Here is a 13,261-nt window from a genome sequence, read left to right as displayed (position 1 = left end):
TTGGTATAAGATAAGCAATATGAGGAATCGTTTAAGCTTGGCTGAACGGTTTAATGTATATAAGGACAAAATATATATAGTGTTTAGGAGGAGAAGAAGCATGCGAGAGGTTGATTGCATAATTGTAGGTGGGGGGCTCGCAGGGCTTCAGGCAGCCATTCAGCTTGGACGTTATTCAGCTCATCAGGTGTTGGTAATCGACGCGGGAGAAGGCAGATCAACCCTGTGCCGGACGTATCATAATATCCTTGGGTTCCCCGATGGGGTATCCGGTGAAGAGCTCAGAGCCCGAGGCAGGATGCAGGCAGAGCGGACCGGTGTATCTTTTGAGAAAGACCGTATTGTGCAAGCAGGCCGTCATGGAGAGAAGATTCAATTGTTCGGTACTTCCGGAGTTGAATATAGGAGCAAAACTGTGTTATTGGCAACGGGTCTATCGGATCGAGTTCCGGATATTCCGGGATTAACCCCGACGCTTGGCCGAACAGTCTATGTCTGCCCCGATTGTGATGGTTATGAGATTCAGGATCAACGTACGGTACTATTGGGATCTGGCGAAGCAGGTGCCAATATGGCGATGATTTTAATTCAGCGTACGAATGATCTGTTATATATCAATCATGAGCAGGCCCCCATCTCTGCAGAGCTTCACCGCAGCATGAAAGAGGCGGGCGTTCGTTATCTGGAAGCGGCTGTTCAGGAAGTGCAACAGATTGAGGATGGCCATATCACCGGTATTCTGACCGAAGATGGACAGATCTTTGAGTCTGAGCGAGGTTTTATCGCTTTTGGAGGCAATCGGGTACACTATGAACTGGCGGAGCAGCTTGGAGCTGTGATCGCTGATAATAAACATGTAGAAGCTAATCCGCGCAGCTTGCAGGCAGCGACGAATGTGTGGATAGCCGGGGATCTGGGACTGCACGCAGAACAAGCAACCGTTGCGATGGGGGAAGGTTCCATTGCCGCGATCTGGATTCATAAGGCGTTACAGCAGATGACAAAGGATTAAATGTGGATTTCATGATCAAAATTTTGAGTTAGAACAATTAGAATACTACTTTTCCTTAATCCAAAAAGAACTCCCAAGCCATGAATATGACTGGAGGTCTTTTTGGGCTAACTTCATCTGGAAAAAGGACAATTATTTATCCGATGACTCAGACGAATGAGAAGAAGAATTTTTGTACTTCGAGTCATGGGAGAAATCCTTCCGAATATTTTCCACGATATCGCCAACCACACCTTCGATCATATCGGTTGGTCCGGGATTATTTTTGTCTGGATGGATAACGGTATTCACGCCTGGTTCAAGTTCATCCTTTGTCTTCTCAGGTTTGGTTTTATCACGCATGGGAAATCCCTCCTGGTTCGTATTGTATAAGGTGTAAGGTGTTCATTAACATATCCAAACACCGTTACACATATGTAAACGATTAACCGCTGTAGTTCTTTTGAAACGTGTACTTGCTCATACCATAGAAGATATATACAGAATTGAACGTGCTGATTAAACTTCTGCAATACGTTTATATTATAGATAACCAATTGATTATTAAGTCTAAGGTTAAAACCAATAAACAACTAATATACAGGAGGTTATTCAGATGAATGAACAAAATCATGTAATCCATAAAGATGGTCAGGTTTCAACGGACAAGGTGGACAATGCAATCGAGAAGATTGCACCGGAAGAGAGAGAACAGATTTTACAGAACTTTGATGCATTCAAAGAATACCTGGGTAAACGAATTGCGATGGGCGAGTCTATCGGATTAAGCGAAGAGCAGATGGCTAAAATTGCCCAGAAAGTAGCTGACCATTTGGCTGCGAACGAAGAGCCTCGTAACCGTGAAGAAAAATTGCTTCAGGAACTGTGGAATGTCGGCAAGGAAGATGAACGTCACATGCTGGCTCATATGCTCGTTCGTTTGGCTCAAGACTCCACAACCAATCATTAAAATGAACATGTATGCATAAGCATAAGATTCATGAACAAACATAAGAATCTTATGCTAGTCAAGAACCCCTGAATGAGAGATTTTCAGGGGTTCTTGTCATTTACGGAAACGACAGACAGGAGTAATGACGTTCATTGTAACTATTTTTAATCTGGCTGATACTTTTATATTCGCTGTTCCAAGTATGATAGGAAAAGAGAGAACGTTGAAATTAATAGTTCACCTGAGCGTTTGATAAGGAAGACTTCCGGTTAAGGAATAGTAACGTTCATATTAAGGAGAGATGTTACCTATGAAGAACGCGGCAAAACAATGGAAACTACGAATGATCGGTGCAGTTGTTGCTTTACTTGGCATGATTGTGCTGACTACATATTTGCTTACCCCTGCGAATGCTCAAGAAAGTGCGGATGCCCAACAGCCTTCTGCCAAAGAAGCACAGGTTGCGAACTCCGAGATGTTTACAGCCTATGTTGAAGGTATGCACATGGAAGACGGCAAATTGTTTATGACAGTGGACAAGATTGGTTGGTATCAGGGTGAAGAAGCCGATGCGATTTTTGCACAGCGCAATCCGGAAGCTGGTATAGACGGTGCTCCAGATGGTTACTATATTGTTAATGACAGCAAAGAGCAGGAACAGGTTGAGGTTAGTGCCAATGCTGAAGTGTTGATGCAGTTGTATGATCGAGATGGTACGATGCAGGGTGCAGACATTCAGTGGAATGAACCTGTGACATTATCCAAGTTCGAATCGTTGTATGAGAATACCCGTATTCTTGACCTGTCCGTATTCCCATATCATCTGACGGTGCAGGACGGAAAAGTTACCAAAATTGTGCAGCAGTACATCCCATAAAATGAGAAGAAATTCATCATTCAAGCATTCCTCCGGTTCATTGGAACGGTGAGGGATGCTTTTTGGTTATGACAAATTCATGAAAGCGATTGTAATTAATGGTAGGTACATGTATCATTATTGGAATGGCGTTTTTACATAGTTCAGGAGGAGCCTCATGCTTAAAGACATGATTGCATTAACTAAACCCGGACTTCTACGGCTAAATGTGTTTGCGGTGGCGGTAGGGTTCTGGGTAGCTTCGAAATGGGATATCGCATGGTTAACTCTGCTCTTGGTCGTGATTGGATCAACCTTGGTTATTGCTTCAGCTTGTGTAATCAACAATTATTGGGACCGTGAATTGGACCAAAAGATGGAGCGCACCAAAAAAAGGATGGATTACATTAACCATCTGAAGCCAGGGTTTGTACTTGGCTATGGCATTATCCTTGGTGTAGTGGGACTAGCAGTACTGTATCTCCTGGTGAATCCGTTATCAGGCTGGATGGCATTGCTTGGATGGTTCGCTTACATCGTGATTTACACGATGTGGTTGAAACGCAGTTCAACGTGGAGCACATCGCTCGGTGGAATTGCGGGAGCGATGCCGCCTGTCATTGGTTATACATCTGTAACCAATGAAATTGATGCGGGAGCCTGGTTACTGTTCGCGCTATTGTTCCTCTGGCAACCACCACATTTCTGGTCATTGGGTATTCGCCGGGTAGAGGAATATCGTGCTGCGGGGTTCCCCTTGTTGCCTGTGGTTAAAGGGGTGAAACGCACCAAGTTTCAGATGATTCCTTATGTTTTTCTGCTGCTTCCTGCTGTATTCCTGTTGTATTACTACGACTACGTTGGTCTGGTATTTCTGATTGTATCTCTGCTCGGTGGACTGATCTGGTTCGTGCATACACTTAGCGGATTGAAGACACAGGATGATGAAAAGTGGGCAAAAGTGAACTTTCTAATCTCGGTGAACTATCTCATGCTTGTATTTATTGTGATGGTCGCGAACACGACTTGGTCTTAATCAAGTGATGAACAGATCATTTTGAGAGAGGCTGCTTTAACAGCCTGCACCGGATGAAAAAGCACACGATGGAATAGGGTTTGGACAACCTTAAGTTGTTGAAACATATTCTTTAGTGTGCTTTTTTGGTATAATAAAACAATTGAATTATATATGTGGAAATTATAATGCAAGTTGGGAAGTGACAGCATGAGTGATTTGGAACAGGCCGTACGATGGAGACAAGAAGGCAAGGTGCAGGAAGCAATTGAGGTTCTGCAAGAGATTACAGTTCAGGAACCCGAGAATGCGAATGCCTGGTATCAGCTGGCTTGGGCACATGATTCGCTTGGATTGGAGCGGGAGGCTGTCCCGCATTATGAGAAGGCACTGAGTCTTGGACTTCCTGGTGAGGACAGAGCAGGAGCAATACTCGGACTAGGCAGTACATACAGAACGCTTGGACAATACGATCAGGCAAAGGCTTGGTTTGAAAAAGGGATGAAAGAATTCCCGGCGTACCGGGAATTTGAGGTGTTCTATGCGATGGTGCTCTACAATCTGGGGGAACATGCAGAAGCGATGCAACGATTGCTGACGCAACTTGCGGATACATCCAGTGATAAGAGAATCAATGACTATAACAGAGCAATCCGCTATTACGCAGATCAGCTGGATCGGGTGTGGGAATAGATCGAATACGCAGAAAAGGAGATGGATGAATGTGAACTCCAATCAAGATCTGAAACAGGTAAATGAAAGATTGGATCAAATTGAGCGGAAATTGGATAATCTGGGAGGCAGCCAGCAGACCAAACGCTCACCTGGCGTGCGCTTCCTGATTGGCTTTGGCATCACGATTGCGATTATATTTGTACTGCTGCTGACTCTCGGCGTGATCCAATTTGTGAGTAACGTGAGTAACGGATAGAAAAAGTCGATCATGACGATTGGTAGTTCGATCTCCCAATTTACATAGACGTACCGAGCCACTGCTGCACTTCTTCAATGAAACGCCGCGTAGCTGGCGATAGATTGCCCAAAGACGGGCACGCCATGCCGATCGTGCGATAAGGATCTCCAGAGAGTGGCACGAGCGCAAGCGAATCGGTATGATTTTGAAGTACCATTTCCGGCAGTAAGCTGATGCCGAGACCATTACGGACCATCGCCATGATGGCTTGATCTTCTGCGACTTCATAGACGACATTGAGCTTGGCTGCATGCTGACGGATCAGTCGTTCAATCTCATTATCCCCGCCCCACTTGGGCAGAATAAAGGGTTGCTCCAGTAGAATATCAAACGAAACAGATTCCTCTGAGGCGAGAGGATGATCCAGAGGCAGGATGCACATCATCCTGTCTTTTTGTAATGGGATCGTCTCAAAAGGTGAGGAATCACCCAGGGATAGAAATCCGAGGTCGATGGCACCTCCAGCCAGCCAACCCTCAATCTCAGCATAATCGCCCTCCCACAGCTTGATCTCAATTCCTGGATGACGCAGGCGAAATTGTTTCAAAATGCCTGGCAGCCACTGTGTGGAGACACTCGCGAAGGTGCCGATACGCACAGTACCAATCTCCGCGCCGCGAATGAGGGAGATTTCCTGGTTCATCAGTTCCGTCCAGCGCAGAATCTCACGTGTGTATCCCAGAATGCGTTCACCTTCAGCGGTAACCCGTACACCGGAGCGGCCGCGATGGAGTAGTGAAAAGCCACATTCGGTCTCGAGACTTGCGATGGCATGGCTGACTGCGGATTGGGTGATATTCAGCGCTTCTCCTGCTTTGGTAAGACTTCCATATTCCACAACGGTATTCAATATTTCATATTTAATCAGTGACATGAATGGTTCCGTTCCTTCCCATTTTGAATACATGAGTTTATTTCATATAATCTATTATAAATATTCATTTTTATAATGCAAAGAGATCGTTTATACTTGCCAAGGCGAGTTAGTTTGACGCACGATCACACAGCTCAGAATACATAGAATGAAGGTTGAAGCAAGATGAATGGTGTACAGGTTAATCAAGGTCAGGCAACAAGAAGAGCGGACATACAGATGCTGCTCGCAACGGTCATATGGGGATCATCCTATCTGTTTATGAAATCGGGCCTGGAGTCCATGCAAGAATTGAATCTGGTCGCATTTCGTTTTGGAATTGCCTTTATTGCGGCAGGACTTCTTTTTCATCGGCGGTTGTTTAACATGAATCGTGGAACACTTGTGGCAGGAGCTATTATGGGGACAGCTTTATTTGCTGCATTTGTATTCATCACCTATGGTGTACAACGAACAACAACATCTCAAGCGGGATTCTTGATCAGTTTGGCGGTTATTTTTGTGCCTATTCTCACAACGATCCAGCATCGTCGTATGCCGGACAAACGATTGACGCTCAGTATCCTCGTTGCAGTTACCGGGCTTGGCTTGCTGACGCTTCAACATGAGCTGAGTCTTCACACGGGAGATATTCTGTGTATACTAGCAGCACTGGTGTATGCCATCTATATTATGATTGCTGGCAAGTACACACCGAAGCATGATCCGCTAACATTGGGAACGGTCCAATTGGGCGTTGCAGCGATGTGGGGAATTGCAGCTACATTCATGCTAGAAACGCCACGTATGCCCGATACAGCTGAATCCTGGGCAGCGATTCTCGGCTTAGGTGTATTATGTAGTGGCTTGGGGTACATTTTGCAGACGCTCGCGCAGCGGCATGCTTCTCCCACAAGAACAAGTCTGATTTTTTCACTCGAACCACTGTTTGCAGCGGCCTTTGCATTTACCTTTCAAGGGGAATCGCTAACGGTGCAAGGATATGCAGGAGCAGCGATGATGTTGGTCGGTGTTCTGATCACAGAGATCAAACTTCCACAGCCTATCTTCTGGCGCAGAAAACGCCCGGTTTTACAGTCCGAACTCGGGGATCAGGGAGCACCAGGCGTATAATCAGGGGACAAGGCCCTTTCGTCATCTTCTATGGAAGGTGGGGAAAGGGCCTTTTTTGGTTATGTCGTACAGCTAGTGTAACAGAGATAATCGACTACCTAACAAAATCAGAATAACATAACCTTGTTTTGTTGATTTTTGTTTTTTATGCTACACTGAATGGAAAATTAGGAAAAACGGGTGAGTAGGATGGCTAAAAGAGTTACCATGCAGCAAATTGCGGATGCTGCGGGGGTGTCCAAATTCGCAGTTTCCCGTGCACTGACGGGCAAGCCTGGTGTGAGTGAGCATACACGCGAGATGATTGTCAGAACGGCGGGACAGCTTGGATATTTTAGAACCGAACCGAAGCGTTATCCGGGGGAGACGCAGATATCAACGGAGATGAAGCCAGAAGCAGAGCGACAAGGTACCATATTGATTTTGTTTCCCAACATTCGTTCTCAGAATCGATCCTCCTTGTACTGGGGGCCTGTGTTTGACGGCATTTCTGAGAGGTTGAATGAGAAGGGAATGGATATTTTAACACTGACGGAGCCCTCTTCAGATCGAATGTTCTCGGTTCTTAATCCCGAAGCAATCAGTGGAGTCATTACCGTGGGCACCATCTCGACATCGGTATTGCTGGAAATTTACAGACTGCGTATTCCACTGGTCATGGTAGATCATGAAGACCCCGCCGTATACGCAGACTCGGTTTTTACGGACAATATGAAATGTATGAAAGAACTCGTTCTCATGCTTGTTGGAAAAGGCTACAGAAGGTTCCAGTTTGCTGGGCAACTGCCTGATGCGGCAAGTTTTCGAGAACGCTGGCTTGGATATCGTACGGTGCTGGAAGAGAAGCAGCTGGCAGGGGAACAGCAAGAAGGTTTGCTGGGAGCGGAGTACGAACAGATTCGGAGATCCATTGCCGAAATGAAGCTGGAGGACATCCCTGAAGTCATTGTGTGTGCGAATGATCATACGGCTGTTATCGTGCTTGAGGCACTCCGAAACCGAGGCATTCAGGTACCTGAACGCTGTGCCGTAACCGGGTTTGACAATACGCAGACGGATGAGCACATTCTTGCTTCGGTGCACATTAACAAAGATAATCTGGGCACGAGAGCGGTAGATCAGCTGTTGTGGCGGATTCAGCATCCGGATGAACCTTATGAACGCAAGTTGATCTATTCGGAATTAATTATTCGAGATGAATATAACGCCAGTTTAGAGTGATATGGTAGAAACGTATTGGATCATTGTAACGACAAGCATCTTGGTAAATAAGTTAAGTTAAAAGACATGGAGAGATTAGAGCTTCATGTCTTTTTGATATGCAGCAATTGTTTAACAAATTAAATTACAAAACAGATTGACTAGAAGAAGCATATCGTGTTAATTTTGTTTTGTAAGTTATTTGTTTTTATAATAACAAAACCTAACAAAATATTGATACCAACTCTAACAACAATGGAGGCTGTCATGAGCACAATACAATCACAGGTTTTTCAGAATTGGACGTTCAAGGCTTGCGAAGATCAAGAGTGGATGCCGGCCCAGGTACCCGGCTGTGTGCATACAGATTTGCTGAAACTAGGCAAGATTCCAGATCCTTTTTATGGAACAAACGAGAAGGAAGTACAATGGATTGATAAGATAGATTGGGAATATCAGACGGAATTTGACGTTGCCGAAGCGTTGTTCTCCCAGGAACATCTGGAACTGGTGTTTGATGGCCTGGATACATATGCGGATGTGTATGTGAATGATGTGCATGTGTTATCCGCAGATAATATGTTCCGAGTATGGAAGGCAGATGTAAAGGCTGTATTAAAGGAGAACGGCAATATCCTTCGAATACGTTTTCGGTCTCCGATTCAGGAAGACCTGCCGAAGCTGGAGAAGCTCGGATATGCGTTGCCTGCATCCAATGATCAGTCCGATGTTGGCGGACTTGGCGATAAGAGAGTAAGTATTTTTGCCCGTAAAGCGCCGTATCACTATGGTTGGGATTGGGGTCCGCGTTTTGTAACGAGTGGAATCTGGCGTGAAGCACGTCTTGAAGGTTGGACACAGGTACGAATCAATGATGTGTACGTCCAGCAAAATGAAGTAAGCGCTACCTCAGCTTCATTAACAGCTGTTGTGGAAGTCGAGACATCACAAGCGGTAGATACAGTCATTCGTATCGGTGCAGATGGACAGAGATGGGAGCGATCCGTATCGCTTCAGCCCGGAACTCAGACTGTGGAGATTCCAATCTCCATTAATGAACCGAAATTGTGGTGGAGCCGTGGGCTTGGTGATCCGCATCTGTATACTTTCCTTGCCGAAGTTCTTCAAGGTGAACGGGCTGTGGCTGAATCTACAGTGAAGACTGGGCTTCGTTCCATTCGCTTGGTACGTGACAAAGATGAAGCAGGAGCATCCTTTTACTTTGAACTAAATGGTGTTGCGGTCTTTGCCAAAGGGGCCAATCACATTCCGAATGATAGCTTCATCACTGAAATTACTCATGAACGTTATCGTCATGAGATCGTATCCGCAGCCGAGTCCAATATGAATATGCTCCGCGTGTGGGGTGGCGGAATCTATGAGCAGGATGTGTTCTACGAACTATGTGATGAATATGGAATCCTGGTATGGCAAGACTTCATGTTTGCTTGCAGCATGTATCCAGGAGATGAAGCGTTTCTGAACAGTGTGAGACATGAAGCCATTGATAATGTGAAACGTCTGCGCAACCATCCAAGTATTGCACTCTGGTGTGGGAACAACGAGATTGATTCGGCTTGGGCTCACTATGTTGAGAATGGTGGCTGGGGTTGGAAAAAGGAATTTACTGCCGAGCAGCGTGAGAGCATCTGGGCCGATTACGAAGCCATCTTCCATGATCTGCTGCCAGAAGTCGTTGAAGCGTATGCTCCAGGTGTGGATTACTGGCCTTCTTCACCACTTGTATCACTGACAGGGGATGAGAAGCAACATGCGCACCCGTCCACAGCCGAAGGGGATATCCACTACTGGGGCGTGTGGCACAATGTAGAACCATTCGAAAACTATAATGTGCATGTGGGTCGTTTCATGAGTGAATACGGATTCCAGTCTTTCCCGGAGTACAAGTCAGTACGCACTTACGCGGAAGAAGAGGATCTGGCTCTGGAATCGGAAGTCATGCTGGCTCATCAAAAGAATGGGGCAGGCAATCGTCTGATCAAACAGTACATGGATATGTACATGCATGAATCGAAGGACTTCCCATCGTTCCTGTATATGAGCCAGGTGCTTCAAGCGGAAGCAATGAAGACAGCGATTGAGGCGCATCGTCGCCGTAAACCATTCTGTATGGGTACACTTTACTGGCAAATGAATGACTGTTGGCCGGTGGCTTCATGGGCAGGAATGGACTACCTGGGTCGTTGGAAAGCATTGCAATATTATGCGAAACGCAGTTTCAGCGATGTGTTGGTATCCGTAGATGGAACTAAGGAAGATACGACAGATATATACATCATCTCAGATCAATTACAACCTGTAAAAGGGCAGTTACAGATTTGTTTACTCGGGTTCGATGGAACGGTGCATCGTGATGAAACACATGACGTGTCCTTGGCACCTAATACAGGTGATCGAGTGCTGTCATTACGTAACACAGAATGGCTTGAAGGTCATGATACAGCTAACACGCTGCTGCGCCTGGATTTGAAACAGGAAGGTGCGGCGAATATCGTACAGGAACACTATTTTGTACCGTCCAAAGACCTTGCTCTGCAGCCTGCAAACATCAATGTAAGCGGAGGAGCGGATGAGAACGGCGTTCATCTGGTACTGGAAAGTGATGTGCTTGCTAAACAGGTATGGCTATCTTCGGATGTGGAGGGTGTCTTCTCAGATAACTTCTTCGACTTGATTCCTGGCATTCCGGTGAAGGTGCAGTTCACTTCTAGAAAGGGATTGCAGTCTAATGATGTGATATCAAATCCGGGACCGATCGAGGTTCGATCCATGATTGATTTTATTCGTTTGACCTAGAAGAAACGGTTGGAGTCTCTCGTAAGAGAGATTTCAACCGTTTTTTTTATTGAAACCTGACTCCATTTATATATCGTAATGGTTTCGTAATACTTCGCTTAGAGAATCGTAAGCTGTCTTGCTTATTGTAATCCATGTAAGTAATAAACGAATGGAGAGTGATAAGAATGATGAAAACGAATAAGAGCAAAAAAGTGATGGTAGCAGCGGTATTGATGATGTCTATGGCCTTTTCTGGATTGGCAAGTGCTGCAGATATGAAAACGATTAAAAAGGATGGCATGGAGCTTGTTCAATTGAGACAGGCGGCGAAAATGTATGATTACAGCATTATGTGGGACAGCAAGGACAGATCTGTAACTTTGATGCATATGGGCAAAATGGACGACAAGATGATGAAAGACGACAACATGATGGAAGACGAAATGAAGATGAAAGATGACAAAATGATGGAAGACGACAAAATGATGAAAGATGACATGATGATGCCTGTGGGAAAAACGATTAAATTGTGGATTGGATCGAAAAAAATCATGGTAGACGGTAAGCAAGTTAACTTGAAATCGATGTCTGTCATCCATGAAGGGAATTCGTATGCGGCTGAGTCTGTAATTAAACAATACATGATGCCAGCCATGGGAATGAAGTAATTTAAGGGCTAAGCATCGCCATCACCATATGATATGATTGGCTCAAATGTATTTTCTGGAATATGGGGTGGGTTCGTTTGAATGAATGTGTACTTGTTGCTGATGATGATACAAATATTACGGACGTTTGTCGCAGGTATCTGGAACGGGAAGGTTATCTTGTTGTGACGGCCAAGGACGGTTTGGAGGCTATTGAGCTGTGGCACAGCCAAACGCCAAGCTTGATTGTGCTCGACCTGATGATGCCACATAAGAATGGATGGGAAGTCTGCAACGAAATTCGGCAAACCGAGGATGTGCCCATCGTAATGCTCACAGCCCGGGGTGAGGAACAGGATCGTTTGATGGGACTGACGATGGGGGCGGATGATTATCTGACCAAACCTTTCAGTCCGAGAGAACTCGTCTTGCGTGTGAAGGCAATTCTCCGGAGAATGCGAACTGCCCAGGCAACGCCTGTTACAACATCTGATTATATGATCAGTTATGAAGGGCTTACCATTGATTTTACCAAGCGCGAAGTGCACATCAGCGGGCAGGAAATTGAATTGACAGTTACGGAGTTTGAAATGTTGTATTTGCTTGCAAGTCACCCGGGTCAGGTGTTCTCCCGTAACCAGATGTTAAGCAAGATTTGGGATTTTAGCTATGAGGGAGACACAACAACGGTGACCGTACATGTAAGGAGATTACGAGAGAAGATTGAACAGAACCCTTCTGATCCAAAATATATTAAAACGGTTTGGGGTATAGGGTATAAGTTTGCGGGTGGCAGTTCATGAAACTTCGTACGTACTTGGTGTTGTCCAGTCTCACGGGTATTGGCGTGTTATTAATTTGTTTGTTTGTCAGTTATTCCAAAATGCTGCTTACGATTGAACAACTGTACTGGTTATCGGCTATAACGGCAGGGGTAGGCTTGCTTTCGTTTATTCTTCAATATTTGCTGACCAAGCCATTAGAGAAATCGATTGCGCGAATTACAGAGAAGACGATGAGAATTGCTGAAGGGGATTTCCATACGGAAGTCCCTCTCATTGGTCCACAGGAATTTAAGCTCCTGGCACAGCAATTTAATGAAATGAGTTCCAAGTTGCAGGAAAGCTTTGACCATCTGCATCTTTCAGAAAACGCCAGACGAGAGTTGGTCGCCAATGTTTCCCATGATTTACGGACTCCTTTGGCATCCATTCAGTCATTCGTCGAAGCGTTGGAGGATGATGTCATTAAGGATAAAGAAACCTTTCAACGTTACCTGAACACGATACGACTTGAAACGAAGCGTTTGGGAGGGCTTATTCAAGATTTGTTCGAATTATCCAGCCTGGAAGCGCAAGGGGAGGTATTTGAGCCTCAGCCTTGTCACGTCGATGAGTTGCTGCTCAGTACGTTGGAGAGTTTTTCGTTTCATCTCGCCGAGAAAACGCTGAACGTTGAAATCGATTTGCCCGATAAATTACCAGCCGCGGTCATGATGCCTGCACAAATGAAGCGGGTCCTTTCCAATTTGCTGCAAAATGCCATTCAATACTCTCCTTTTGAAGGGAAAATCATTCTGGCTGCCGAAGAGAAGAGGCCGTTTATACGAATTTCAGTTACAGATGAAGGAGAAGGCATTGAAGCGGAGGAAACTTCGCGTATATTTGAACGCTTTTATCGAATTGACAAATCACGCAGCAAGAGCAATGGAGGTGCCGGGCTCGGCCTTGCCATCGCTCAATCGATTGTGGAACTCCATGGAGGCGAGATCGGGGTTCAGAGTACGAAAGGTGAAGGAAGCTGCTTCTGGTTCACACTTCCGATCTATGTCAATCGCTAAC

At 45.4% G+C, this 13,261-nt stretch carries 14 protein-coding genes; 12 read left to right on the top strand and 2 right to left on the bottom strand.

The window, feature by feature from the left end; genetic code table 11:
* Positions 1-100 precede the first annotated feature (100 nt).
* Positions 101-1,012: an NAD(P)/FAD-dependent oxidoreductase gene (locus AB4111_RS04170; protein WP_442030593.1), complete on the top strand. Its 912-nt coding sequence runs from the start codon at positions 101-103 to the stop codon at positions 1,010-1,012.
* 132 nt (positions 1,013-1,144) lie between these two features.
* Here the strand turns inward: AB4111_RS04170 and AB4111_RS04165 are convergent, their stop codons facing one another.
* Positions 1,145-1,354: a hypothetical protein gene (locus tag AB4111_RS04165; RefSeq protein WP_442030592.1), complete on the bottom strand. Its 210-nt coding sequence runs from the start codon at positions 1,352-1,354 to the stop codon at positions 1,145-1,147.
* Between the two features lie 253 nt (positions 1,355-1,607).
* Between AB4111_RS04165 and AB4111_RS04160 the strand changes: the two genes are divergently transcribed.
* The 5 genes from AB4111_RS04160 to AB4111_RS04140 all read left to right on the top strand — a co-directional run bounded on the left by AB4111_RS04160 (position 1,608) and on the right by AB4111_RS04140 (position 4,745).
* Complete coding sequence (locus AB4111_RS04160) at positions 1,608-1,961, top strand: DUF3243 domain-containing protein (RefSeq protein WP_310334611.1); 354 nt, start codon at positions 1,608-1,610, stop codon at positions 1,959-1,961.
* A gap of 292 nt (positions 1,962-2,253) precedes the next feature.
* On the top strand, positions 2,254-2,820 hold the full coding sequence (locus tag AB4111_RS04155; RefSeq protein ID WP_442030591.1) for a hypothetical protein: 567 nt from the start codon (positions 2,254-2,256) through the stop codon (positions 2,818-2,820).
* Between the two features lie 157 nt (positions 2,821-2,977).
* Positions 2,978-3,835 (top strand): heme o synthase, encoded by an 858-nt coding sequence (gene cyoE / locus AB4111_RS04150; protein WP_442030590.1) that lies wholly within the window; start codon positions 2,978-2,980, stop codon positions 3,833-3,835.
* Positions 3,836-4,024: 189 nt separating this feature from the next.
* A complete protein-coding gene (locus AB4111_RS04145; RefSeq protein ID WP_442030589.1) occupies positions 4,025-4,507 on the top strand; it encodes a tetratricopeptide repeat protein in 483 nt (160 codons plus the stop codon).
* A 31-nt stretch (positions 4,508-4,538) separates the two neighbouring features.
* The gene (locus AB4111_RS04140; RefSeq protein WP_442030588.1) at positions 4,539-4,745 is read left to right on the top strand and encodes a hypothetical protein; all 207 of its coding nucleotides are present in this window, start codon (positions 4,539-4,541) and stop codon (positions 4,743-4,745) included.
* Positions 4,746-4,785: 40 nt separating this feature from the next.
* On the opposite strand, the gene AB4111_RS04135 is transcribed toward AB4111_RS04140, so the two are convergent.
* Positions 4,786-5,661 carry a LysR family transcriptional regulator gene (locus AB4111_RS04135; protein WP_442030587.1) on the bottom strand — a complete coding sequence of 292 codons (876 nt, stop codon included), beginning with the start codon at positions 5,659-5,661 and terminating at the stop codon, positions 4,786-4,788.
* 165 nt (positions 5,662-5,826) lie between these two features.
* On the opposite strand from AB4111_RS04135, the gene AB4111_RS04130 reads away from it, so the two are divergent.
* From AB4111_RS04130 to AB4111_RS04105, 6 genes are all read left to right on the top strand, one after another.
* On the top strand, positions 5,827-6,774 hold the full coding sequence (locus tag AB4111_RS04130; protein ID WP_442030586.1) for a DMT family transporter: 948 nt from the start codon (positions 5,827-5,829) through the stop codon (positions 6,772-6,774).
* Positions 6,775-6,963: 189 nt separating this feature from the next.
* The gene (locus AB4111_RS04125; RefSeq protein ID WP_442030585.1) at positions 6,964-7,995 is read left to right on the top strand and encodes a LacI family DNA-binding transcriptional regulator; all 1,032 of its coding nucleotides are present in this window, start codon (positions 6,964-6,966) and stop codon (positions 7,993-7,995) included.
* A gap of 246 nt (positions 7,996-8,241) precedes the next feature.
* Complete coding sequence (locus tag AB4111_RS04120) at positions 8,242-10,791, top strand: beta-mannosidase (protein WP_442030584.1); 2,550 nt, start codon at positions 8,242-8,244, stop codon at positions 10,789-10,791.
* Between the two features lie 167 nt (positions 10,792-10,958).
* Entirely contained in the window at positions 10,959-11,441 is a 483-nt protein-coding gene (locus tag AB4111_RS04115) for a hypothetical protein (protein WP_442030583.1), read from the top strand.
* A gap of 77 nt (positions 11,442-11,518) precedes the next feature.
* Positions 11,519-12,223 carry a response regulator transcription factor gene (locus tag AB4111_RS04110; RefSeq protein WP_442030582.1) on the top strand — a complete coding sequence of 235 codons (705 nt, stop codon included), beginning with the start codon at positions 11,519-11,521 and terminating at the stop codon, positions 12,221-12,223.
* The gene (locus tag AB4111_RS04105) at positions 12,220-13,260 is read left to right on the top strand and encodes a HAMP domain-containing sensor histidine kinase (RefSeq protein ID WP_442030581.1); all 1,041 of its coding nucleotides are present in this window, start codon (positions 12,220-12,222) and stop codon (positions 13,258-13,260) included. The genes AB4111_RS04110 and AB4111_RS04105 overlap by 4 nt, the downstream gene beginning before the upstream one ends.
* Position 13,261: the final 1 nt, after the last annotated feature.

Source organism: Paenibacillus sp. 2KB_22 (assembly GCF_052115745.1).
Classification (GTDB): Bacteria; Bacillota; Bacilli; order Paenibacillales; family Paenibacillaceae; genus Paenibacillus.
This window is presented reverse-complemented; position numbering and strand designations above follow the sequence as displayed.

Coding starts and splice junctions, on each gene's coding strand:
- AB4111_RS04170 (WP_442030593.1), top strand. CDS start 101: ATGCGAGAGGTTGATTGCATAATTGTAGGTGGGGGGCTCGCAGGGCTT.
- AB4111_RS04165 (WP_442030592.1), bottom strand. CDS start 1,354: ATGCGTGATAAAACCAAACCTGAGAAGACAAAGGATGAACTTGAACCA.
- AB4111_RS04160 (WP_310334611.1), top strand. CDS start 1,608: ATGAATGAACAAAATCATGTAATCCATAAAGATGGTCAGGTTTCAACG.
- AB4111_RS04155 (WP_442030591.1), top strand. CDS start 2,254: ATGAAGAACGCGGCAAAACAATGGAAACTACGAATGATCGGTGCAGTT.
- cyoE (WP_442030590.1), top strand. CDS start 2,978: ATGCTTAAAGACATGATTGCATTAACTAAACCCGGACTTCTACGGCTA.
- AB4111_RS04145 (WP_442030589.1), top strand. CDS start 4,025: ATGAGTGATTTGGAACAGGCCGTACGATGGAGACAAGAAGGCAAGGTG.
- AB4111_RS04135 (WP_442030587.1), bottom strand. CDS start 5,661: ATGTCACTGATTAAATATGAAATATTGAATACCGTTGTGGAATATGGA.
- AB4111_RS04130 (WP_442030586.1), top strand. CDS start 5,827: ATGAATGGTGTACAGGTTAATCAAGGTCAGGCAACAAGAAGAGCGGAC.
- AB4111_RS04125 (WP_442030585.1), top strand. CDS start 6,964: ATGGCTAAAAGAGTTACCATGCAGCAAATTGCGGATGCTGCGGGGGTG.
- AB4111_RS04120 (WP_442030584.1), top strand. CDS start 8,242: ATGAGCACAATACAATCACAGGTTTTTCAGAATTGGACGTTCAAGGCT.
- AB4111_RS04115 (WP_442030583.1), top strand. CDS start 10,959: ATGATGAAAACGAATAAGAGCAAAAAAGTGATGGTAGCAGCGGTATTG.
- AB4111_RS04105 (WP_442030581.1), top strand. CDS start 12,220: ATGAAACTTCGTACGTACTTGGTGTTGTCCAGTCTCACGGGTATTGGC.